Origin of the sequence: Rhizobium mongolense USDA 1844, assembly GCF_000419765.1 — a bacterium.
GTDB lineage: Bacteria > Pseudomonadota > Alphaproteobacteria > Rhizobiales > Rhizobiaceae > Rhizobium > Rhizobium mongolense.
The window spans coordinates 32,380-56,039 of the sequence record NZ_ATTQ01000018.1 but is presented as its reverse complement, the minus strand read 5'-3'; the positions used below and the strand labels follow the sequence as shown (position 1 = coordinate 56,039).

The window sequence follows — 23,660 nt, the reverse complement described above, 5'->3', positions numbered from 1 at the left end:
ACTAAAATACGTTTTACTAAACACATTGCTAAACATGAACGTTGCGGCGTTCATGGGCATTCCTTGGAAGTGGGTGAACTTGCGACGCCGGTGGGAGCCGGCCTTTGGTTCTGGGAGGAACTTATGCAGAAGAAATCGAAAGCCCTTCTCGGGCTGGCCTCGGCGCTCATGCTGTCGTCGGCACTGCCCAATCTTGCAATAGCCGATGAACTGACACTCTGCTGGGCCGCCTGGGACCCCGCCAACGCACTCGTGGAACTGTCAAAGGACTTCACGGCCAAGACCGGCACGACGATGAAGTTCGAGTTCGTCCCATGGACGAGCTATGCCGACCGGTTTCTCAATGAACTCAACTCTCACGGCAAGCTCTGCGATCTGATTATCGGCGACAGCCAGTGGATCGGCGGTTCAGCGGAGAATGGACACTACGTCAAACTCAACGACTTTTTCGACAAGGAAGGCATCAAGATGGATGACTTCGTGCCGGCAACGGTCGTGGGCTACTCCGAGTGGCCGAAGAACACCCCGAACTACTGGGCGCTTCCGGCCATGGGCGACGTGGTCGGCTGGACCTACCGCAAAGACTGGTTCGAGCGTCCGGAACTGAAAAAGGAATTCAAGGAGAAATATGGCTCGGATCTCGCCGCGCCGAAGACCTATGATCAACTGAAGCAGATTGCTGAATTCTTCCAGAAGCGCGAGATCGACGGAAAGACCGTCTACGGCGCTTCGATCTATACCGAGCGCGGCTCGGAGGGCATTACCATGGGCGTGACCAACGTCCTCTATGACTGGGGCTTCCAATATGACAATCCCAAGAAGCCCTACGAGATGGAAGGCTTCGTCAATTCTCCCGACGCGGTAAAGGGCCTTGAATTCTACAAGTCCCTGTTTGATTGCTGCACTCCGCCGGGCAGCTCAAACGTCTACATGGTCGAATCGGCGGATGCCTTCAAATCCGGCCAGGTCGCCATGCAGATGAATTTCGCCTTTACCTGGCCCGGCCTTTACAAGGACGAGAAAGTCGGCGGCGATCGCATCGGCTTCTTCCCGAATCCTGCCGAGAAGGCGCACTTTGCCCAGCTCGGCGGACAAGGTATCTCGGTTGTCTCCTATTCCGACAAGAAGGACGCCGCGCTTGAGTACATCAAGTGGTTCGCACAACCTGATGTGCAGGCCAAGTGGTGGGAGCTCGGCGGCTTTTCCTGCTTGAATTCCGTCGTCAACGCCCCCGGCTTCGCCGGCAGCCAGCCCTACGCTCAGGCGTTCCTGGACTCCATGGCGATTGTCAAGGATTTCTGGGCCGAACCGAGCTACGCGTCGCTTCTCCAGGCCATGCAGAAGCGGGTTCATAATTATGTGGTCGCCGGCAATGGGACCGCTCAGGAAGCGCTCGACGGCTTGGTGAAGGATTGGACCCAAGTGTTCGAGGACGACGGCAAGATCTAGTGTCCGGCTGGACACGCGGAATTCTTGTCTGGACGGCGGCCCGGATCGGCAAAGGAGCCGGGCCGCATGATGTCTCACATACGCAGAGACCAGGTGACATCTTGAACATCTCCAATTCCATCGTCGAGAAGGCAGCGGATGCGACTGCAAAGGTAACGCCGATTTCCGTGGGCCGGCGCGTCCGCGGCCTGTCCGATCGAGCGATAGCATGGCTGTTTATCGCGCCCGCCATCGTCCTGCTGCTCGCGATCAACATCTTTCCGCTCATCTGGGCAATCTATCTTTCCTTCACGAACTATCGTGCCAACCGGCCGAATGCCGCTGTCGAAGGGGTGGGTTTGAGAAATTACGAGCGCGTCCTAACCGATCCGGACATCTGGCAGGCGATGCAGACGACAGCGCATTTCGTCTTCTGGACGATCGTCCTGCAAACCGTTATCGGCTTCACACTCGCCTACCTGATCGACCGCAAATTTCGCGGCCATGCCTTCTGGACGACGGTCATCCTGATCCCGATGATGCTGTCTCCGGCTGTTGTCGGCAATTTCTGGCGTTTCCTCTACGAGCCGCAGATTGGTCTTTTCGCCTATGCGGTCTCCTGGCTCAGCGGCATCCCGACGTCGGATATCCGGATGCTCGGCGACGTTTCGCTCGCGCCTTGGGCGATCATCATCGTCGACACCTGGATGTGGACGCCTTATGTGATGCTGATCTGCCTCGCCGGCCTGCGCTCGATCCCGGACTATATCTACGAGGCCGCGGAGGTCGACCGTGCCTCGGCATGGCGCCAATTCTGGTCGATCACGGTGCCGATGGCGCTGCCTTTCATCATGCTCGCGGTCCTCTTCCGCGGCATCGAGAACTTCAAGATGTTCGACATGGTAACGCTTTTGACCGGCGGCGGACCAGGTTCCGTTACAGAGGTCGCCTCGATCACGCTGAAGCGCGCGGCCTTCGAAAGCTGGGCCACCGGCCGCGCTTCCGCCTTCGCTATCGTTCTCTTTGTCGCGGTGTTCGGTCTCGCCAACATCTACGTCAAGGCTCTTAACAAGGTGAAGCAACGATGAGCTCCGCTAACTCCGCCCATTCGGTCGTTGAGCCGAGCTTCACCAGCAAGCGGATCGCCGGCGCGATCGTGATCCTCTACGCGCTGATCACTCTAATACCGCTGGTCTGGATTTTCCTGACCAGCATCAAGTCGCCGCCTGATTCCATCAGCTATCCGCCGAAGATCGTCTTCACACCGTCGCTTGAAGGCTATTGCAATCTTCTGACCACGAGAACGCGGCAGACGCCTGAATACATTGCTTCCTTGCCCGAGCCGACGGGCACCTGCGATGAGGTGACCCGCAAGCGCAACATGGTGATCGCCGGCCCCTCGAATTTCTTGCCGCGCTTCGTCAATTCACTGGTGATCGCGTTCGGATCTACTTTTCTCGCCGTCTTGCTCGGCACGATGGCAGCCTACGGCTTCTCGCGCTTCCGGATGCCGCTCGCCGACGACCTTTTGTTCTTCATCCTGTCGACGCGCATGATGCCGCCGATCGCCGTCGCGATCCCGATCTACCTGATGTACCGGGAGCTTGGGCTGTCCGACACGGCTTTGGGGATGATCCTGCTTTACACGGCGGTCAATGTGTCGCTCGCCGTCTGGCTGCTCAAAGGCTTCATCGACGAGATCCCGCGTGAATACGAGGAAGCCGCGATGATCGACGGCTACACCCGGCTGCAGGCCTTCCGGAAGGTCGTGCTGCCGCAGGCAACGACCGGCATCGCCGCAACCGCCATCTTTTGCCTGATCTTCGCCTGGAACGAATATGCCTTCGCCGCACTTCTGACATCGGGCAGCGCGCAGACCGCACCGCCATTCATCCCGACAATCATCGGCGAAGGCGGGCAGGACTGGCCGGCTGTTGCAGCGGGAACCACCATCTTCCTGATCCCGATCCTGGTCTTCACCATTCTCCTGCGCAAGCAGCTGCTGCGCGGCATCACCTTCGGAGCGGTTCGTAAATGACGCACCTTATCGAAAAGCCCCGCCCTGCCCGTCCGAAACGGCCTTTTTTCCTGCGACGCGGTCCGATGGAGAACATCGCAACGGTGGTGATTGCGGCAGGTTTCCTGATGCTGTTCCAACCCTTCCTGCTGGTGCTCTACACCTACTCGCTGGTCACACTGCTTCTAGGAACAGCGATGTTCATCATCGTCTCGAAATTTGCGGAGTAAACCATGGCGGAGATCAGAGTAGAAAATGTCCGCAAGCAGTTCGGCAGCTTCGCTGCGGTCGAAGGCTCCAGCTTCGTCGTCCATGACGGCGAGTTTCTCGCCCTGCTCGGGCCATCCGGCTGCGGCAAGACCACCACCCTTCGCATGATCGCCGGCCTCGAACTGCCGACCAGCGGCAAGATCTACCTCGACGGCGAGGACGTCACCTTCAATCGCGCCAGCGCCCGCGACATTGCCTTTGTCTTCCAGCTCTTTGCACTCTATCCGCACATGAATGTGCGCAAGAACATCGGCTTTCCGTTGCTGTCTCAAGGGATGCCGAAAGCGGAAATACGTGAACGCGTCCAGGAGACCGCCCGCCTACTACAGATCGACCATATTCTCGACAGGTCCGTCTCCGGGCTTGCCGGTGGCGACCGCCAGCGCGTGGCACTCGGCCGCGCCATCGTTCGGCGCCCGAAATGCTTCTTGATGGACGAACCGCTCGGTACACTCGATGCGGAGTTCCGCGAGGTCATGGTTCATGAGCTGCGCGAATTGCACAACCGCATCCACGCGACGACGGTTTACGTCACGCACGATCAGCATGAGGCGATGGCGATGGCCGACAAGATCGCCGTCATGAACCATGGCGTCATAGAACAGTTCGGGACGCCGCAGGAAATCTACAGCAAGCCTGCGACCATGTACGTCGCGGACTTCATCGGCTCTCCGCCGATGAATTTCATGCGCTTTACCTCCGGCCTTCAGAAGGGCGACCGATCCATCTCTCTTGATGGCGTCGATGTCGCCGTTCCCGAGGTTCACCAGGACTTGAGGGTAGGCGAGCTGGCGCTTGGCGTGCGGCCGGAGCACATCCGCTTCAGCGATGCCTCCGCCCTGCGCGGCGCCGTCTATGGCAGCGAGTATCTTGGAACAAATCAGATCGTGGCGATCGAAACGCGCAGCGGATTGATCAAAGCCCGCGTTCCGGCAAACCGCAACTTCCGCATCGGCGAAACGGTTGGTCTCGAATTCAACCCTGTCAATCTTGCGCTCTTCGACTGCCAGTCGGGCCGTGCGGTCGCTTCATCGCTCTATTCGGAGGTCCGGCATGGCTGATGTCGTTCTCAAAGACCTGAACATGCGTTTCGGCGACACGCAGGCGCTCAGCAACCTCGATCTTGCGATCCGCGATGGCGAATTCGTCGTGCTGCTGGGGCCGACTGGGGCCGGCAAGACGACGACGCTTCGCCTGATCGCCGGCCTAGAGCGGCCCGACGGCGGCCGCATCGAGATCGGCGGCCGCAACGTCGCTGGCCAATCGCCGGCCGAGCGCGACGTGGCTTTCGTGTTCCAGCAATATTCGCTTTATCCGCATATGACGGTTTACGAAAACCTTGCCTTTCCTCTTAGGGCGCCGGTTCGAAAGTTGAGCAAAGACGAGATCGATCGGCGTGTTCGCGAGATTGCGCAGATGGTGAGGATCGATCATAAGTTGGAAAACCGCTCGACCCGTCTTTCCGGCGGAGAGATGCAGCGCGTCGCAATCGGCCGGGCTCTGGTGCGTGAACCAGCGATCTACCTCATGGACGAACCGCTTTCGTCTCTCGACGCCAAGCTTCGGGCGGAGCTTCGGCTGGAACTCAAGCGCATCCAGAAGGACCTGGGCTCGACCATGCTCTATGTGACCCACGACCAGGTGGAGGCCATGACGATGGCGGACCGCATCGGCATTGTCGCGGAAGGCAGGCTCCTGCAGGTGGGCACGCCTCGGGAAATCTACAGCAATCCCGCCAGCCTTCATGTCGCAGCCCGTCTCGGACAACCGCATATCAACCTGCTGCCTGCCGATCTACTTCCTGGCGGAAGTCCTCCCAAGGGTACGAAGACAATCGGCGCACGCACTGAGCATCTCGACATCATCGTCGGCAAGGATGCAAACGCAGAGGTCGACTGGATCGAGCACCTGGGCGACCAGAACCATCTGCATATCCGTGTTCGTGATCACAAGCTCGTCACGCTTGCGGATCCATATCTCTCAATCAGACCGGGCGACAGGATTAATGTTACACTCCGCGACCCGCTCTATTTCGACGCGAGCGGACAGCGGCTCGCTTGAACGAAGAAACTGAACCAAAGCAGGCATGCAAAAAACAGACGGGTCTCAATCAATGAAACATTTCTTCAATCGTCGGAACGACATCGTCACAGAAGCTCTGGACGGCCTGCTGCTCACAAGCGGCCCGAGCCGCCTTGTCCGTCTGGACACATTCCCTGAAATCAAGGTGATATTGCGCGCGGACTGGGGCCATTCGAAAGTGGCAATCATTTCAGGCGGCGGTGCGGGACATGAGCCCTCGCACGCCGGGTTCGTCGGCAAGGGCATGCTGACGGCAGCTGTATCGGGGGAGATCTTTGCTTCGCCAAGCGTCGACGCGGTCCTGACGGCGATCCGCGCCGTTACTGGACCCAGGGGAGCCCTGTTGATCGTCAAGAACTATACCGGCGACCGCTTGAATTTCGGCCTCGCGGCCGAAAAGGCCCGCGCCGAAGGTTTCGACGTTGAGATGGTCATTGTCGCGGACGACATCGCGATCCCGGATATCAACCAACCGCGCGGCGTCGCCGGCACTTTGTTCGTTCACAAGATTGCCGGATATTACGCCGAGATCGGATCGGATCTGAAGACGGTCGCCGCACACGCTACATCCGCAGCAACCGACATCGTCTCGCTCGGGATGTCGCTTTCGACCTGCAGTGTACCCGGTCAGTCGCATGAGGACCGCCTTGGCGCGAACGAGGGCGAACTTGGCCTTGGTATCCATGGGGAACCAGGCGCCGAACGTATCGCACTCCAACCGGTCGCCGATATCGTTGCCACTATGACCGAGCGGCTTGCCGCAAAGGTGGACGATACGCGAAGCCACGCCCTGCTCATCAACAATCTTGGCGCCGTCCCGCCCCTGGAAATGGGCGTGATCGCCCATACCGTCCTGTCTTCCCCCTTCGCACGTTGCGTCAAATTGATTATCGGGCCGGCGCCAATGATGACGGCGCTCAACATGAATGGTTTCTCGCTCTCGCTGATCCGGTTGGATGGCACCCGCGAGGCGGCATTGACGGCGCCGGTCGAACCCCATGCCTGGGTACCTGCAGTCGAACATCATGGGATCAAGGTCATTGCGGCTCCCCAGACAGGCGCCAATCCGAACGGAACAGCCGTGGCCAGCGACGACGACCCGAGCCGTCGCCTGATAACAGCACTCTGCGAGCACCTGATCTCGCTCGAAGGCGAGCTCAACCGTTTAGACGGCCGCGTTGGCGACGGAGACACTGGCTCCACGGTCGCAACCGGCGCTCGCAGCGTGCTTGCCCGCATCGACACTTTGCCGCTCAAGGAGCCCGCCGCCACCCTGGCTTCGGTCGGCGACATTCTCAGTATCAGCATGGGGGGCTCGAGCGGCGTTCTGCTGTCGATCTTCTTCACCGCCGCAGCCAAGGCTATGGCGGCAAAAGCCGATATCGCCGCGGCCCTTCTTGCCGGGCTCGATCGGATGACGTTCTATGGTGGAGCCGGGATCGGCGACCGCACGATGGTCGATGCGCTGGCCCCGGCGCTCGCAGCGCTCACCTCCGGCAGCGTCGCGGCGGCCGCGAAGGCGGCCGTGGCAGGTGCGGAGTCGACGAAGGCGATGAAGAAGGCAAAGGCCGGACGCGCCTCGTATGTCGGAGAGAAGGATCTCGAGGGCGTGCCGGATCCTGGTGCGGTGGCGGTCGCGGGCGCATTCGAGGTCGCGGCAGCCATTGCGGCGACAGCCATGGCGTAAAAACGCGCCGCCGTTGGGAGGATACGAGGTGCAGGCAGAACCGGTGCTTGTTTTGGGACTGATCGAAGCTTGCCGGGCGGTCATCACGGCAAACACCGATCATCTTTGCGCGCTTGATTGCGCGATCGGCGATGGAGACCACGGCAGCAACATGCAGCGCGGATGCGAGGCGGTGAGCGCGGAAGGGGCTGCCCTTTCCAAGCTCCCCCTCCCCGATGCCGTGGAGAAGATAGGAATGACTTTGGTGATGAATGTCGGCGGTGCTGCGGGTCCTCTTTACGGGACACTGCTGATGGAAATCGGCCGGGAGCTGCGCGCCCGGGACGGGACTGACGATTTTCCGACCGTGCTGAAAAAGGCGATCGATGCGGTTGCAAGGCGCGGACGTTCGCATGCAGGCGACAAGACGTTGCTCGACGTGCTCTATCCGGTACAGGATGCGCTTGCCCAATCTTCGACGCTGATCGATGTCGCGCGGCGTGCCGAACTCTCCGCCAATCTGACCGCCGCCATGAAGGCCATGCGCGGCCGCGCGTCTTATCTCGGCGATCGTTCGATCGGTCATGTTGATCCGGGGGCATCAAGCTGCGCGCTTTTGACCACGGCAATCTGCCATTACTTCGGGGAGAACCATCGAATATGACGACTGGAACTACCGCAAACGTCGGAATCGTAATCGTCTCCCACTCGCCGCTGGTCGCACGAGGTATTGCCGACATGGTGCGGCAGATGGTGGGTGACTGCGTGCCGCTCGCCTGGTCCGGAGGCAATGTTCGCGGAGAGCTCGGCACCGACGCTGGCGGCATCCTGCGGGCAATTGAAGCGGCCTGGTCGGATGCAGGCGTCGCCGTCTTCGTCGATCTCGGCGGGGCGGAAACGAACAGCGAGATGGCGATCGAGATGCTCGGCACGCCGCGGTCGGCGCTCGTTGCGATCTGCAACGCCCCTTTGGTGGAAGGCGCCGTCATCGCGGCGGCGGAAGCCTCCGGCGGTGCTTCGCTGGCAAAAGTCGTCGCCACAGCCGAGGAGCTCTCACCCTGATGAGCAGTGAATTGCGAATAGAGACGACGGAGGCTAAACGATTGCATGTCAGCTGCCAGACGGACGTGGAAGTTAAGCATGGCGTTGGACTGCACGCGCGCCCGGCCGTGACATTCACCCGGCTAGCAAAGTCGTTCCCATGTTCGATCGAAGTCGCGGTGAACGGCAGCGATGTCTGGCTGAACGGCAAGAGCATTATCAAGATCATGAGCGCCAGAATCCGCAAGGGATCGGTTCTACGCATAAGAGCTGACGGCATTCTGGCGGAAGAGGCAATCAAGGAATTGAAGGAACTCGTCGAACGCAATTTCGACGAGGACAAGAAACATGGCCGAATGGGATAGGCTAAAAGCAACGAGCGCTTCTTCCGGCGTCGCCTACGGACCGGTGCATCTGGCGGAACTGCCCGGTCCCACCCCCTCGTCTCAACTGCAGTCCGCTTCAGGATATCAGGCGCTCATCGACGCCATCGAATCATCGGTCGGCGAGCTTGAAGCCCTTGCCGGGAGGTCGGACGCCGAAAGCCGGGACATCATCGATTTTCAGATCGAAGTTCTTCGCGACCCGACGATAGCGGAGATGGCTGAAGCGCGTATGAATGCCGGAGAAAATATCGTTTTCGCATGGGCGGGTACGCTCGGCGACTACATCGGCGAATTGGAAACGGCAGACGAAGAGCAGGTACGGGCGCGCGCCGTCGATATCCTGGACATCAAGAACCGTGTGCTCTGTGCATTGGCCGGAACACCCATCGCGGACTTTCCGTCCGGCTCGATCTTCGTTGGCAGGGATATGGAGCCGAGCCGCTTCCTGGCACATGATTGGTCGGGGGGCGGAGGCATCGCGCTCTTCAATGGCAGTGCCATCGGCCACGTCGCGCTGCTCGCACGGGCGAAATCGATCCCCATGGTCGTCAACGCTGGGCGTTTCACCGTTTCGGAAGGCGATTATATTCGTGTCGATGCCGATAGCGGCGCCGTCACCGTCCATGCCGACGGTGCAGGCGCCGAATCTGCTTCCCCGCAATCGATTTCCAGGTTCACGGATGCAAGTCCTTGTGACAATGGCGAAGTCTGCACGGCCGATGGCACACGAATCCTGCTGTCGATCAATGTCAACGACCCGGCCGAACTGGCCTCAGTCGAGCCCGTGACGACCGCCGGCATTGGATTGATGCGGTCGGAATTTGCGGTCTCGTCGGTCGCGGATGCGGCGAGCGAAGAGAAGCAGATTGACATCTATCATCACGTCCTGAAATGGGCGGCAGGCAAGCCGGTGATAGTCCGCATGCTGGATATCGGCGGCGACAAGCCGCTTGCCGGGCTCGGTTTGCCGCCTGCCGGACCAGCAACGGATCTGCGGGGCATCCGGCTTTTGCTCGCACATCCAGAAATTGCCCGCGTTCAGACACGCGCCCTGCTGCGTGCCGCAGTCCACGGCGATCTTCGCGTGATGCTGCCAATGGTGACCTTTCCCTCAGAGATCAACGAGATGCGGAGCATATTTCATGAGGAAGCCGTGCGGCTCGCCAAACGCGGCATGCCTCACCTCATCCCTCCGATCGGCATGATGGTGGAAGTGCCGGCCGCGGCACTGATGCTGGACACCTTTGAAACCGCGGATTTCTTTTCGTTCGGAACCAATGACCTCACACAGCATCTCGCCGCTTCCTCTCGCGACGGCGCCAATTCGACGATCTTTGATAGCGCCACCATACCGGCGCTGTTTCGTTTTCTTGAAGGAGCGATGCAACTTGCGGCAAAGCGCGGCAAACCTGTCAGCATCTGCGGAAACATCGCGGGCGATCCGCAATGGCTTCCGGGATTGCTTGCGATCGGCTTGCGGCACTTTTCCGTGGCGCCCGTACAACTTCCCGCGATAAGATCGGCGATCGTCGGCTTAAGAGCCGATGGAACAAAGGCAGCCGGAGAGTAAAATGGCGCGCGACGACACCGAAGACGCCATTATCGCCTACAAGTCCATCCTGGCGCAGATCATCGACAATCGCCCCTCCGGGACACGCCAGCGGCTTGCCACGGAGCTCGGAAAACACCGAAGCTTCGTTACGCAGATCACAAGCCCGACCTATGCGACACCGCTGCCGGCCCGGCATTTGGCGACGATTTTTCGGGTTTGCCACTTCAGTACCACCGAACAGGAGCGTTTCCTGAACGCCTATCAAACGGCGCATCCGGGGAAACTTCCGGAGCTTGGCTATTCCGAAAAGTTGCGGCAACTTTCCATCATGGTTCCGGATTTCGGCGACGAGAGGAAAAACCGCCTGCTGGAGGAGGCGATCTCTGATTTGGTGCAGAAGATCGCCGCGCTTTCCGGAGGAACGGATTGATCGGCATTTCGCGGACCGGCTGAGGTCCGCAAACATATCGCCGTCTTGGGGAGGGCTGGATGAAGAAGTTCATGAACACTGCGGAAACCATGGTTGCCGAAAGCCTGGAAGGCTTCGTGCGCGCCCATGGGGAATTCGTCGTGTTCGGCGCAGGGCGAAAATTTGTCCGCCGTCGACACTTCACACCAGGTAAGGTCGCACTCATCTCCGGTGGGGGCGCCGGCCATGAGCCTATGCATATCGGATTTGTCGGCAAGGGAATGCTGGATGCGGCATGCGTCGGGCATATTTTTACCTCGCCGACGCCCGACCAGATCGTGAGCGCCATCGAGGAGGCGGACACAGGTGCCGGATGCCTGCTCATCATCAAGAATTATGACGGCGACATCATGAACTTCGAGATGGCGATAGAAATGGCCGCCCACCGGCACAGGATCGAAACTGTCATCGTCAGCGACGATATCGAGGCGGGGAGAACCGGCGAAGGCCGAGGACGCCGCGGCGTTGCAGGCACACTGGTCGTCGAGAAAATCATTGGTGCGGCTGCTGAACGGGGCCTGCCGCTCGAGGAATTGAAGCGGATCGGCGACCGGCTGAACGGACGTATCCGGACAATGGGGGTGGCGCTCAGCGGAGTCACGATACCTCAGATCCAGCGTACGACATTTTCAGTGAACACAGACGAAATGGAAATGGGCGTCGGCATCCATGGGGAGCCGGGCCATTCGAGACAACGCCTCCTGGCCGCCGATGCCATCATCCGTCATCTCTGCGAAACAATCTCCGCAGACATCTCCATCCTGCCGGATACGAAGGCCTTGCTCTTCGTCAACGGCCTTGGCGGCACCCCGCCGGCCGAACTCTACCTTGCTTACAACGCCGCTCACCGTTTCATGGAAGAGCGGCTGGTTCACGTCGAACGCGCCCTGGTCGGCACCTATGTCACCTCGCTCGATATGCAGGGCCTGTCGGTCACACTGGCTTTGCTGACCGACGACGAGATCGCTCTATGGGACTCGCCGGTGGCAACGGCAGCGCTGCATTTGTCGCCGTGACAGGGGCATGCCGCTGTCTTACGCCCCCCGCCGTGTATCCTCGGCGCAGTGTTCAAGGAAAGAATCCGTTTTAGGCTGCGGTTTTGAGCTTTGCGGCATAGACCCACCGCAACAGCGCAGAACCGGCTGATGGCAGGCAGTCGTCATGTGCCTTCTGGAGGCGAAAGACGCGCCTCAACCGAAGCGCAGCATTGAACGAATTGCACTGCGCATGTGGCCGCTAAATTCAGCACCCTCTTTGCCAATTAGATTGATCGGCATGCGATATGCGAAGCAAAGCGAAAAGAGGCCCAGAAACAAGATCTCGGAAAATAGTACGATGCTCGCATGCGCATTTTCGAGCCGCAGCACGTAAGCGATGACAAAGCAAGGAATGCCAACCATAGCCGATACACGCATACCGTATCGATGCTCTATGATTAACTCCATGAGCGAGACGCGGGCCGCTTGGCAGGCAAACGCGGTGATTACGCAAAAATATACAAAAATTGCAAGCCCCACTGCTGTCGCCACTGCTGATAGTCCATACTCTACAACCAACAAAGTGCCGCATACTGTCAGGCACGCATAAACAGCTTGCGATAGTATGAGCGCGCGTATGGCCGCCGTTGCGCGCAGCAGAGACCCGCTCACTCGTGAAGCCAACCTAAAGTACATTCCGATAGCGAGGAAGGAAAACACGGGGATTACCTTCTCCCATTGCTTGCCGAGCAGAGACAAAACAATTTCCGGAGCGAGAATATAGATCACTGCGCTCATTGGCATTCCAAAAAGAGCGGTTAGACCAACGCCTCGCAGGTATGCCTTCTTGAGCCGCTCTGGGTTAGACTGCACTTGCGCCATCGCAGGAAAAACGACCCGATCCGCTATACGGGCGTAAACGTCCGTCGGCAGACTCATGAGACGATATGCTCGTGAGTAGAGTCCAAGGTGAACTGCATCCAAAGATCGGCCGACGATGGTGATGTCTGCGCGAAGCGCGATAAAGTTGATTACACGTGATGCAGTAAAGCCAGATCCCATTCCCATAAGGCGACGGCTGGATTGGCTATCAAATATCGGTCGAAGGTTCGGCTGAGCAGCGTAAACCAGAACGAAGGACAGGAAACTGGCCTCACATATCGATGCCGCAGCAAGGGACCAATATCCGAAGCCCGCGAATGCCAAACCGATGCCGGTCGTGCCGTATGCGAGTGTCTTGGCCGCAATCTCACTCATTCGGATACGGCGCATCTCCAGTCGGCGTAAGAGCAGGCCCTCAGATATGGAGGTAAATGCTTGAACGATGATGATGAACGACAATACTCTAACAACATCTTCTGAAGCGGGCATGTTCATGAATCGCGCAAATGGCGCAGCACAAGCCTGCGCCAAAAGGAAGAGAATGGCCGACGAGATCAGCACTAACGTCAGTGCCGTCCGCTGCTCAACTTCTGTGAGGCTTGGCAATTGAACGATCGTCGCGCCGATTCCGATTTCACGCAGAAGATTGCAAAATGAGAGGAACAAGATCGCCGTTGCCATGATGCCAAAATCCGCCGGCGACAGTAGGCGTGATAGAATGGCCATGTAAGCCAAGTCGATCGCTATGCCTGCGCCTTGGAATATCGAGGTCATCGCGACCTCGGATCGGACTTTGTGACTGAGACCTTTGTTTTCGGGCTCTGACGAAATCATCTAGATCGAGCGGCCCTGTCCGCGCCGGGCGCTGGCGCCCAGCCTTTGAGTAGGCGCATAAGACGATTGGCAAGCGGAGCCAGTGGCCTCAGCCACGGAGCGAATAAAATGACGCGCGTAAACCAAGCTGAGATGACTGGTTTCTCGTTAAAAGCTGCCTTTAGCAAATGCCTTGCATCATCTTCCAGCCCAATTAAGGCTCGCCGCCTGGCCTCTGAGGCGAGGCTCGTCGCAAGATCCTTTGACCGCGGCCGCATCAACGCGGAAATCGGCCCATTCGTGTCCAAGGGATCGGGCCTCCCTGCCATGCGCTCTCGCGCACAATACAAGGCGAAATCTCTGCAGCTCATCGCCACTGCTAACTTGCGCGGATCGCCGGTTACGGAATCCTTGCGCTTCCAAGCCTTGTATAAAATCTCGGGAACGACGGCCATACTCCCATAGTCCGTCATGCGCAGCCACAGATCGAGATCCTGGCGATATACGAAGAATGGTCTATATCCCCCAGCTCTTTCATATATAGAGCGCCGCATAAGGACCTCGCCCTGCGAAAAAGGATTGCCGTTAAAGAGTTGTACTTTTATATCCTTATGGACGAGCGGCTTAACAACGTAACTCCTCGAAGCTATGTCTGATACGACTTCCCGATAGCAGCCCACTGCAACGACGTCGGGATTCTCGTCTAAAAATCGAACCTGGCTCTGCAGCCGCGTTGGATAGGATATATCGCCTGATCCCTGCACCGCGATGAATTCGCTATCCGTGCAAGCGATCGTCGAAATCATAGTCCGCGTGAACCCTACATTGGGTTGCGTCGAAACGCGGATTTTATCCGACTTATATTTCAAAAGTGCATGATAGGTGCCGTCTTGCGACCCATCGTCAACGAAGTAAGCCTCGAGATCCTGATATGTCTGATCACGAATTGCCTTGACAGTCTCATCGACCAAATGAGCCCTGTTGTAGTATGGGGACACGACGACCACGCGAGGCATCAAATCCACTTTCCTGATTGAACCGAAAGATGAGCTGGTTGGAGCAGTCCGTCGGGACGAACGTGACGAACTTCGCAGTCCATTAAAAAGCCGCTTCGTTCAAAAATCGTCCTTCTTATTAAATCGATCAGGCCCAGCACATCCGAGCTCGTTGCACCGCCGAGGTTAACGATAAAGTTACCATGACCGGGGGCAATCTGAGCTCCACCTATGCGACGTCCCCGCAAGCCAGCATCCTCGATCGCTTTTCCGGGGGGGCCAACCACGTCATACATCTTGGGGTCACTGAGGAAAACGGAGCCGCAGTTTGGGAGGCGAAGGGGGAATTTCTTTCGTCTCGACACCATAATTTCAATCATCCTCCTTCGCACGTCCGCCTTGTTGGCGGTGGCAAACTCAAAAGCTGCCTCAAGGAGAACCAGGTCCGGCCGCTGCAGGTTGGATTTTCTGTATGAGAATTCACATGCGTTTCGATCCAAGATGTTCACCTTGCCATCAATGTCGACGACGGTTGCCCTTACTAGGTTGCTGCCGATCCCCTTTCTCTGGCTGCCACCGTTCATAACAACCAGGCCGCCCAGCGTTCCAGGAATTCCCACCGTATGCTCCGCACCTGTCAATCCCGCACATCCGACTTTTCGGGCAAAAACAGGCGTCCAGATTCCGGCTTGAGCGACGACGTGTGTACCGTTGATTGCAATCTGCGACATTCTACGGCCGATCCGCAGAACAACACCTCGAAAACCTGCATCATCAAAGAGTAGGTTCGTGCCATCGCCAATCACCAAGAATGGCACTTTTTCCGCACCGAGGCACTGCAAAACCTCGCTGACCGCGCGCGCATCGAGCGGTTCGACCACGACGTCAGCCGGCCCGCCAATTTGCCATCGCCCGACATACTTCAGCGGGACCTGAGTTGAAATCTCAACGTTCCTGATTTTCCCGAGAAGCGACGAAATATTCCTGGTTGATATCTGAGGAGTGTTCACAGTCAGTTCCACGGTGACCAACGCGCCATTTCCGCCTGTCTTCATTCGGCGAGGACGTCCCCACCCAGCGATGTAACTTTCTCGATGAATCGATCGTAGCCACGTTCTATTTGCCAGGCATCGCGCACGACCGTCTCTCCGTCGGCGACGAGACCGGCCAGCGTCAGGGCGATGCCTGCGCGAAGATCACGTGCTGTAACTTCCGCGCCACGCAACCTGGTCCCGCCGCGAATGCGCAGGAGATTATCCTCGATGGAATAGTCAAGTCCCATCAAACCCATCTCTTCCGCGTAGAGGTAGCGTCCCGGAAAGCGCAAATCAATTATCTTGCTCTCTCCGCGTGACATAGCGCCGAACGCTGCAAAGAGAGGCTGCATGTCCGAATTTATCCCTGGATAGGCGCCCGTACTGATCTCCACAGGATAACAGTTGCCGCCGCGAACGATTATGCTCTCTTGACCAGTATAGACACGCGCGCCGCTTTCCTTGAGGTGTATGAGGGGGACCTCCAAGTCCGATAGCGGAAAGCCATGGATCTCAACGTCGCCGTTCGTGATACACGCCCCGACCAACCACGTTAGAGCTTCCATATTGTCGCCAATGACCCTATGTCGAACACCTGTGAGCCCTTCTCGACCTTCAATTTCGATACGCTCCTGACCGAACACCTTGATCTTCGAGCCCATCGTTCGAAGCATGGAGATCAGATCGATTATTTCAGGACGGATATGCGGGTTCCAAACGGTCGTAACACCACGGGCCAATGCGCCGCACAAAAGAGCATTCTCGGTAGCGCCGGTTGAGCGGATCGGCAAACGGATGTCGGCGCCTGTCAGACCTTTCGGTGCATAGGCTTCGAGATAGGTGTCTGTTTCTGTAACGGTCGCACCAAGTGCCTCCAAAAGCATAACATGCAGGTCATACTTTCGTTCGCCGAGTTTGCAGCCACCCGGCAGCGGCACAGAGCCTCTCCCGGTACGAGCCGTTAGGGCACCCAATATCAACAGTGTGTTGCGAATTGAGCGTCCCCTCCACACCAACTCCGACGGCGGGGGAACAATTTCCTCGATATAGGCAATGTCGCCGTCGACAACGCAATGCTTTCCAAGCGCCTCCAGCATCCCAAGATGAACTTGGGCGTCCAAGAGCATCGTGGGGTAATTCGAGATCTCGATTTTACCAGATGTCAGCAGCGAGGCTGCGAGAAGACGCAAGACGCTATTCTTCGCTCCACTGACTAAGACTTCCCCTTCGAGGCGGGACGCATGGACGCGATATTTCGACACTTGCCGTTCGCTGTGTGTTTGAGAAAGTGGCTGATACGCTCCCAACTCAGCTTTGGTTTCAATGAGCATCTCTCAACTCCTGGTGAGGCTCTCGATATCGACTGGCTAGGATTCAACAGAGCATCAGTAATGCGCATCAGCTGGTCGCAGGTATAACGGCATATCCTCATGTTAGAATATTACTGGCAAAAAATCTAACCTTAAAAAGCAATAAACATTTCCTAAAAATCGAATAATGCGATACAATAAATACACTTTTAAATTGTCTTGCAGACATAGCGCATCTAGCCGAATATAATACTGATGGGCTATATGATTAAAACATCATAGCCCAAATTATATAGACGCTTCTATAATATCTAGTGCGCCGTTTAACATTTATTTACTTGACGTTAAAAGTAACAGCTTTCTTAGATAGAGATCGAATCCACGTCGGTTGCGCGACAACCAGTGCGTCAATGGGGGACATGATGTCAGCTCATCCTTGGGTGAAAAGCGGCGCAGTTTCCGGCGAACGCAATGCTTCTCGCCGGGCTACTTGGGTCGCCATTGCAATGCTTGTTGCGGTCGCGACTGATACGCGATCAGAGGTTTACCAGCTGCAGCCCGGAGACGTCGTCAATTTTGATTTTCTTGACGACGCCCTACTGCCAGTCCTGTTGACAGTTGATGCGGACGGGGCTGCGCAATTTCCCTTGGTCGGCGGCGTTGAGATCGGCGGGCTCAGTGTTAACCAGGCGCTGGAAAAATTACGGGCCGAATACATGAATCGGCAGATATTGGTCGATCCTAAAATTGCTTTGAACATAGCGACCTACAAGCCGGTTTTTGTTCTGGGCGAGGTCAAAAACCCCGGATCCTTTCCATTTTATCCGGGCTTGACGGTCGAACAGGCTGTCGGCCTTGCAGGTGGAACTTTGACGGCGGCGTCGAGTGCGGCTGACAAGATCATGGCTCGCGCACGATTGCGTGGGGTGATGGACGGCGCCGAGGTGGAAATCGTCCATGAAGCGATTTATGCAGCGCGTTTGGTCGCCCAGTTACACGGTGCCGAAACCATCGATTTGCAAGACGCTCCAGAAAGCGCTCGCCCCTATCTCCAAAGAACATCTCTCAAGAGCGTGCTCGAAATCGAAGAGAAGATCCTGAAGACCGATCTGATCACGACACAGGCCCAAATCCAGATTCTGACACAAGGGATTGCCGAAACAGAGGCAGGTCTGAAGATTCTCGCTCAGCTTGAAACCGAGCAAAAAGGCGTCGTCGAGATGAACGAGCGAGATCTTGAACGTGTGACCGCGCTACGCAAACGCGAACTGAATACGGAGACCGAGATCGCGCGGGTCAAGAATACGACTTCGAATGAGAAAACCCAGCTTCTGGAGATATACGCGGAGACGTCCCGGTCGAGACGCGAACTCGGTAATCTCAAGCTGGAACTCGCGAAACTGCAGGCAGATCGGGAGAAAGACATATTGCTGAAGCTCCAGGAGCGCGAAGCGGCGATCAAGAAGCTCGAATCCACGCGCCAATCCGCCGAAGAGCAGTTCTATCTCATTGCTTCGGTAGCCGCGGACGAAAGAAATCGCGACCAGATCTCCTTCACTTACGAGGTTCGCCGCCCCAAGAGCGGGGTCAATACCGTGATCGATGGTGCGCCATTCACGGAGCTGCTTCCGGGGGATGTCGTCGCCGTCTCGATCGCGGGCATGTAACAATCCGAGGAGCGAACGTGGACCCGAGCATCAGCGCCACCTCCCCATATGAACGCGGGATCGAAAACCGATGGACAAAGGCGGCGCACACATGTTGAGCGACGTCTTCGGTAGGACGCTTGTCATCGCGCCCCATGCGGACGACGAGGTCCTCGGGGCAGGTGGCACAATTGCACGGCTCGCTTCGGAGGGAGCCGAAGTTCGGATCGTCATCGTAACCGAGGGTAAGCCGCCGCATTACGCATCCGAGGCCGTATCTCGCGTGAGGGAAGAGGCGCGCCGGGCGCACGCGATCCTTGGTGTCGGCAGAACCGATTGGATGGGTTTCCCTGCAGCCGGCCTGGCCGAGACGGCCGTCTCCGATTTGAACCGCGCGTTGTTCGAAATCGTGTCGGCATATTCCCCGCAAACGCTTCTCCTCCCTTTCGTCGGAGACATGCATGTCGATCATCAGATCGTCTTCACGTCTGCGCTCGTGGCGGCAAGACCTCATCAGGAGCAATATCCGAGATTGATTCTGGCATATGAGACGCTCTCGGAGACAAATTGGAACGCGGCCTATGTGACGCCCAGTTTCATTCCACATGTCTTCATCGATATCGAGGAGCATCTCGAAACCAAATTGGAAGCGATGTCGGCCTTTCAATCGCAGCTCCGGCCCACCCCACATGAGCGCGCTATTGAAACCTTGAGGGCGCTTGCGACGTTGCGCGGCGCAACCGTCTTCAGTCAAGCAGCGGAAGCCTTCGTGATGGTTCGTCAGGTTCTGTGACGCAGGAACCAGTTTCGGAAGCGGATATCGCATCTAACACGGAGGGCGAAATGGCGCGTTGGCCCGTTTTTGATGAAGAGCAGATCGAAGCCGTCGCTTCCATGCTTCGGACCGGTCGGGTCAATGCCTGGACAGGTCCCTATGTCGCGCAGTTCGAAGAAGCGTACGCCGCCTTGCTCGGGGTTGAACACGCCATCGCCGTCACAAATGGAACCGCTGCTCTCGAACTCGCACTGTTCGCCCTCGGCTTAAGCGCTGGGGACGAAGTTATCGTGACCCCACGCAGTTTCGTCGCATCAGCTGCTTGCGTACCCTTTTGCGGGGGAGTGCCGGTCTTTGCAGATATCGATCAGGACAGCCAGAATATCACGACAGCCGCGATAGCAGAGAAAGTCTCATCGAGGACCAAAGGCATCATCGCCGTCCATCTTGCAGGATGGCCGTGCGACATGCCTGAGATCATGGCCTTTGCCCGCGAAAGAGGTTTGTGGGTCATTGAAGATTGCGCCCAAGCACATGGCGCGGAAATTGACGGGAAGCCGGTCGGATCGTTCGGCGATATTGCGGTGTTCTCGTTCTGCCAGGATAAGATCATCACCACAGGCGGCGAAGGCGGCCTCATTGCCATGAACGATACAGTACTTTGGAAGAAGGCATGGAGCAGAAGGGATCACGGAAAGTCATATGATGCCGTTCAGCAAAAGTCAGCTCGAAGCGGTTTTCGATGGCTCCACGAATCCATCGGCACCAACTTGCGGATGATGTCGTATCAGGCGGTCCTTGGCCTGTGCCAACTCGCCCGTCTAAAGGAGTGGCAAGCGGTACGAGAAAGAAACGCCCACATTCTTATCGCAGCGACTGCCGACCTCGACGCTCTTCGAACACCAGTGCCGCGTGATGGCATTCGCCATGCATACTACCGCTTTTATACGTTTATTCGTCCGGATCGATTGAAGATAGGCCATGATCGCGACCAGATCCTGTCGAGCCTGAATACCGCAGGCGTTTCCTGCTTTGCCGGAAGCTGCTCAGAGATCTACCTCGAAAAAGCATTCGCTAACCTGGTGCAACCGGCGGGAAGATTGCCTGTCGCGCAAAAACTCGGCGAAACAAGCCTGGCTCTCCTTGTCGATCCCAGCTTGACCGAAGAGGCAGTTCTTCAAGACGCCAGAGCGCTGCGGGAAGCTGTCCTTGCGGCGACCGATCGCGCCAGAAAGTCGGTGTAAGCCAACAGCCGCCCCCCGGAACTGAGATCGGACGCTTCTGCAGCGACCTTGCTTACCGACTAGCCGGTTCCTGCCGGTCGGCGCCTGCATCATCGTGGATACCGACCAGCGATCCGTTCTTCCGAGAGCCATTCCATGAATTCGTCGAAATGGGCTGGGCCGTCAGGGTTGCTCACCGCCCAGGCATCACTCACCCCGGGCTTGGCGGCAAATTTGGCCTCGACGGAGTCGGCCATCCCGTCCTGATCGTCGTCCCTATAAGGGGCCCCGGTTTCCATCGACGGAATCTGACCGGGTTCGCTTACCATCCTGCCGTCGCCCTTCTCCCCCTCCGGTCCCATATCGTTGGCCCAGCCCTGATCGAGACTGTCGCGCGGGAACGCGCCCGAGCGTGTTCGAACGTTATGGTAAGCTTTTGCTGCCGGAGCGATCGCAGTCACGCTTAAGGCGCAGGGCGGACTGGAGACAAGGAAGCGCTCCGTATCGGGCGCCACGGTGACGATCGTCTTGGAAGGCGGTGCCCAGGTTACATTGCCTTCCTGATAGATCCGCGGATTCGCAACCCTGGCGGCATCTTTCGACCGAATGGCATAGGTCAAATCGTTTGTACTCGGGCCTGCTTTGAAATAATTCCCGGCGTATGCAATCGGGGTTCCCCCCGGAAATTGCGAGAAAATCTCCGCCCACTCGGACCGCGCATTGAAGAAAACGTTATTAACGATCTCAATACAGGACTGTCCGAAGTGATTGTTGTCTGGATTCCGATCATTATTCGACAGACACAGGTTCCTGAGAAATGTCAGTTTTTGCGGCGCCTGTGGATCGGATCCAAGCAACGTGCATTTGCTGTGTTTGTTGAGGCCCTCCGCAAGGATCGAATTTGCGATCGTGACCTCCGTGGCGTCGGCGTGGGTACTGATGTTTTCATCCGTTGCCCAGGAAACCGAGACGTGGTCGACGTATACCCTTTGGCTGTTCTCGATGACCAGCCCGTCAACGTTTTTGACGGTGTTTGGGAGCTGCGGCCGGATGCGAATATGTCGCACGATAACGTCTTTCGTTCCCTTGATGCCCAGCAGCGTATTTTTTCCCTTTTTGTCGGGCCGCTCAATCGTCAAGACTATGCCGCCGCCGGGTGCCGTCTGCCCGAGGATGGAGACTAACGCGTTGTCACTTCGAACGATTAGGGTTCGCTTGAGCTTGATCGTACCGCCAATCTGGAAGACGCAGTTCCTCGGACCCGCGGCCTCGATGCACGCTCTGAGGCTTCCGGGCCCGCTGTCTTCCAGATTTGTGACAGCGATGATCGCGCCGCCTCTTCCGCCTTGCGCATTCTTTCCGTAACCTTCGGCACCAGGGAACGCTTCGGACGCTGCGTTTGCCGCCTGAGTGTGACCGACAGCCTCCAGGCAGATTAAACTGAGTGCTAGTAGGCACGTTGCAGCGCTGAACATTGGAGAGCGGCAGGGCCTTTGCCAATGCATACCATCTCTTGCGTCCATGCCGTTCGCATCCAAAGCCATCTCACAACCCAATAACAGCTGAAAAGAGCGCGCCTCGCGCTATCGTTAGTTAGCCGTTCAGCTGGACGAGAATGACCACTTGTCGAAGCGCGCCCTGTCGAATTGGGCCGGGCTCCAGTACAATCAATAACTAATTAGGGTGATATCAAATATCGCTACATTCGGCGATACTATTGCCAATCGGTTTACACAGGTAAATCCATGAATTCGAGGCCAATAGTCGTCGTCTATCCGTTTGTCGGAGATAAATTCGGCGGAAGCGACATCTCAGCAATCAAGCTGATTGAAGCGCTTCAGCCCTCCGAGGTGCGGCCCGTGGTCGTCGTCCATAGGCCAAACGGAGATTTCGTAAAATATTTGGACCAGCGTCAGATTGACCATCTGACGGTGGAGGTATCGGTTCTCAGACCTCGATATCGCGGCGCCACCAGAAGCGCGGCGGCAGCAGGCTACCTTTGTACCGTCGCCCGATTGATCCGTTTTCTTCGCCGGCACAAGGCCGATATCGTCCACACCAACGACGGGTCGATTCACGCGACATGGGGGCTCCCAACCGTGCTGTCCGGAGCACGCCTACTATGGCACCATCGCGGGGATCCGGCAGGAAGGGGCATAAACCTTCTCGCGCCGGTTATTGCCAGTCACATCGTTACTGTCTCCAACTATGCAAAGCCGACCTCACCTCTGCTACCCATCAGCGCCCGAACCTCGGTGATCCATAGTCCTTTTGACCATCCCGAGCCCCTGCTTGACAGAGAGGAGTGCCGTATGGATCTCGTGCGGGAGCTCGGACTCGATGAGAAAACACGCCTCATTGGATTTTTCGGCACACTCATCGATCGCAAGCGGCCAATCCGCTTTGTCGAAGCCATACACGCGTTTTGCGCGCAGCATCCTGAACTGACGGTCGCAGGTTTGTTGTTTGGCTCGCCCCAGCATTGCGGCGAGCGACTTGATGTCGAGGTGACAGCACGTGCGCGCGAGTTGGGCATAGAAAAGGCGATTCACCTGATGGGTTTCCGCTCGCCGATCAACCGTCTGATGTGCGCCATGGACATGCTACTTGTACCGGCAATCAACGAACCGTTCGGAAGAACCCTCATCGAAGCGATGCTAGTCGGGACGCCAGTTGTCGCGACGAACCACGGCGGAAATCCCGAAGCAATCGTTGACGGAGAGACCGGCTATCTGGTCGAGCCCGAAGTGCCGAGCGCCTTTGTGCCGCCGATGGTCAAGCTCTTGAAGGATCCGTCTGAATGGCAGCGCGTGAGCGCAAATGCGCAAAAATCTGCTTTGGCACAATACGGAATTCGTCCTCATACAGAAAAAATAATGCATATCTATCGCGAGCTTACCGGCAGAACCGCATGATCAATGCTTTGGTCAAACCCTGCATAAGTGAGGACTGAATTGCCAACCTGCGGCAAAGCGCGTTCCCCAACGGACCGTCGCCGGCCATTTGATCCAGGTATCAAGGGATTTCGAGCGCGAGACCCTCAGGCGGCCGACGGCCCGTTTTCGATGGCGGGTCGCTCAAACGCAATCCTTAC

At 57.5% G+C, this 23,660-nt stretch carries 22 protein-coding genes; 17 read left to right on the top strand and 5 right to left on the bottom strand.

Annotation, left to right across the window (positions count from 1 at the left end):
• Positions 1-123 precede the first annotated feature (123 nt).
• The 13 genes from A3C3_RS0127390 to A3C3_RS0127330 all read left to right on the top strand — a co-directional run bounded on the left by A3C3_RS0127390 (position 124) and on the right by A3C3_RS0127330 (position 11,927).
• Positions 124-1,449: an ABC transporter substrate-binding protein gene (locus A3C3_RS0127390; protein WP_022717768.1), complete on the top strand. Its 1,326-nt coding sequence runs from the start codon at positions 124-126 to the stop codon at positions 1,447-1,449.
• A gap of 101 nt (positions 1,450-1,550) precedes the next feature.
• The gene (locus A3C3_RS0127385) at positions 1,551-2,516 is read left to right on the top strand and encodes a carbohydrate ABC transporter permease (protein ID WP_028740055.1); all 966 of its coding nucleotides are present in this window, start codon (positions 1,551-1,553) and stop codon (positions 2,514-2,516) included.
• Positions 2,513-3,466, top strand: coding sequence for a carbohydrate ABC transporter permease (locus A3C3_RS0127380; RefSeq protein WP_022717766.1), 954 nt, complete (start codon positions 2,513-2,515; stop codon positions 3,464-3,466). The genes A3C3_RS0127385 and A3C3_RS0127380 overlap by 4 nt, the downstream gene beginning before the upstream one ends.
• On the top strand, positions 3,463-3,675 hold the full coding sequence (locus tag A3C3_RS0127375) for a hypothetical protein (protein ID WP_022717765.1): 213 nt from the start codon (positions 3,463-3,465) through the stop codon (positions 3,673-3,675). Before A3C3_RS0127380 ends, A3C3_RS0127375 begins: the two co-directional genes overlap by 4 nt.
• 3 nt (positions 3,676-3,678) lie before the next feature.
• Complete coding sequence (locus A3C3_RS0127370) at positions 3,679-4,776, top strand: ABC transporter ATP-binding protein (RefSeq protein WP_022717764.1); 1,098 nt, start codon at positions 3,679-3,681, stop codon at positions 4,774-4,776.
• Entirely contained in the window at positions 4,769-5,776 is a 1,008-nt protein-coding gene (locus A3C3_RS0127365; RefSeq protein ID WP_022717763.1) for an ABC transporter ATP-binding protein, read from the top strand. The genes A3C3_RS0127370 and A3C3_RS0127365 overlap by 8 nt, the downstream gene beginning before the upstream one ends.
• Positions 5,777-5,828: 52 nt before the next feature.
• The gene (locus tag A3C3_RS0127360; RefSeq protein WP_022717762.1) at positions 5,829-7,484 is read left to right on the top strand and encodes a dihydroxyacetone kinase subunit DhaK; all 1,656 of its coding nucleotides are present in this window, start codon (positions 5,829-5,831) and stop codon (positions 7,482-7,484) included.
• A 28-nt stretch (positions 7,485-7,512) separates the two neighbouring features.
• Positions 7,513-8,127 carry a dihydroxyacetone kinase subunit DhaL gene (gene dhaL / locus A3C3_RS0127355; protein WP_022717761.1) on the top strand — a complete coding sequence of 205 codons (615 nt, stop codon included), beginning with the start codon at positions 7,513-7,515 and terminating at the stop codon, positions 8,125-8,127.
• Positions 8,124-8,525, top strand: a complete 402-nt coding sequence (gene dhaM / locus A3C3_RS0127350; RefSeq protein WP_022717760.1) for a dihydroxyacetone kinase phosphoryl donor subunit DhaM — start codon at positions 8,124-8,126, stop codon at positions 8,523-8,525. Before dhaL ends, dhaM begins: the two co-directional genes overlap by 4 nt.
• Positions 8,525-8,869, top strand: coding sequence for an HPr family phosphocarrier protein (locus A3C3_RS0127345; protein ID WP_028740054.1), 345 nt, complete (start codon positions 8,525-8,527; stop codon positions 8,867-8,869). Before dhaM ends, A3C3_RS0127345 begins: the two co-directional genes overlap by 1 nt.
• Entirely contained in the window at positions 8,853-10,460 is a 1,608-nt protein-coding gene (locus A3C3_RS0127340; protein ID WP_022717758.1) for a putative PEP-binding protein, read from the top strand. Before A3C3_RS0127345 ends, A3C3_RS0127340 begins: the two co-directional genes overlap by 17 nt.
• 1 nt (position 10,461) lies before the next feature.
• Positions 10,462-10,872 carry a hypothetical protein gene (locus tag A3C3_RS0127335; RefSeq protein WP_022717757.1) on the top strand — a complete coding sequence of 137 codons (411 nt, stop codon included), beginning with the start codon at positions 10,462-10,464 and terminating at the stop codon, positions 10,870-10,872.
• Positions 10,873-10,931: 59 nt separating this feature from the next.
• The gene (locus A3C3_RS0127330) at positions 10,932-11,927 is read left to right on the top strand and encodes a dihydroxyacetone kinase subunit DhaK (RefSeq protein ID WP_022717756.1); all 996 of its coding nucleotides are present in this window, start codon (positions 10,932-10,934) and stop codon (positions 11,925-11,927) included.
• A 174-nt stretch (positions 11,928-12,101) separates the two neighbouring features.
• Here A3C3_RS0127330 and A3C3_RS0127325 read toward each other — a convergent pair whose 3' ends face one another.
• Genes A3C3_RS0127325 through A3C3_RS0127310 form a run of 4 tightly spaced genes read right to left on the bottom strand, consistent with a single transcriptional unit; the run spans position 12,102 to position 16,943 of the window.
• Positions 12,102-13,544, bottom strand: coding sequence for a lipopolysaccharide biosynthesis protein (locus A3C3_RS0127325; protein WP_167521912.1), 1,443 nt, complete (start codon positions 13,542-13,544; stop codon positions 12,102-12,104).
• A gap of 56 nt (positions 13,545-13,600) precedes the next feature.
• A complete protein-coding gene (locus A3C3_RS0127320; RefSeq protein WP_022717754.1) occupies positions 13,601-14,599 on the bottom strand; it encodes a glycosyltransferase in 999 nt (332 codons plus the stop codon).
• The gene (gene murB / locus A3C3_RS0127315; RefSeq protein ID WP_022717753.1) at positions 14,599-15,633 is read right to left on the bottom strand and encodes a UDP-N-acetylmuramate dehydrogenase; all 1,035 of its coding nucleotides are present in this window, start codon (positions 15,631-15,633) and stop codon (positions 14,599-14,601) included. Before murB ends, A3C3_RS0127320 begins: the two co-directional genes overlap by 1 nt.
• Positions 15,630-16,943 carry a UDP-N-acetylglucosamine 1-carboxyvinyltransferase gene (locus tag A3C3_RS0127310; RefSeq protein WP_022717752.1) on the bottom strand — a complete coding sequence of 438 codons (1,314 nt, stop codon included), beginning with the start codon at positions 16,941-16,943 and terminating at the stop codon, positions 15,630-15,632. Before A3C3_RS0127310 ends, murB begins: the two co-directional genes overlap by 4 nt.
• A gap of 317 nt (positions 16,944-17,260) precedes the next feature.
• Here A3C3_RS0127310 and A3C3_RS0127305 point away from each other — a divergent pair, with 317 nt between their 5' ends.
• From A3C3_RS0127305 to A3C3_RS0127295, 3 genes are all read left to right on the top strand, one after another.
• Complete coding sequence (locus A3C3_RS0127305; protein WP_145611613.1) at positions 17,261-18,589, top strand: polysaccharide biosynthesis/export family protein; 1,329 nt, start codon at positions 17,261-17,263, stop codon at positions 18,587-18,589.
• 91 nt (positions 18,590-18,680) lie between these two features.
• Positions 18,681-19,361 (top strand): PIG-L deacetylase family protein, encoded by a 681-nt coding sequence (locus A3C3_RS0127300; protein WP_028740050.1) that lies wholly within the window; start codon positions 18,681-18,683, stop codon positions 19,359-19,361.
• Positions 19,362-19,411: 50 nt separating this feature from the next.
• Positions 19,412-20,587 (top strand): DegT/DnrJ/EryC1/StrS family aminotransferase, encoded by a 1,176-nt coding sequence (locus A3C3_RS0127295; RefSeq protein ID WP_022717749.1) that lies wholly within the window; start codon positions 19,412-19,414, stop codon positions 20,585-20,587.
• An 89-nt stretch (positions 20,588-20,676) separates the two neighbouring features.
• Here the strand turns inward: A3C3_RS0127295 and A3C3_RS39360 are convergent, their stop codons facing one another.
• Positions 20,677-22,110, bottom strand: a complete 1,434-nt coding sequence (locus tag A3C3_RS39360; RefSeq protein ID WP_084797033.1) for a pectate lyase family protein — start codon at positions 22,108-22,110, stop codon at positions 20,677-20,679.
• A 768-nt stretch (positions 22,111-22,878) separates the two neighbouring features.
• Here A3C3_RS39360 and A3C3_RS47325 point away from each other — a divergent pair.
• Positions 22,879-23,481: a glycosyltransferase family 4 protein gene (locus A3C3_RS47325; RefSeq protein ID WP_233450546.1), complete on the top strand. Its 603-nt coding sequence runs from the start codon at positions 22,879-22,881 to the stop codon at positions 23,479-23,481.
• Positions 23,482-23,660 lie beyond the last annotated feature (179 nt).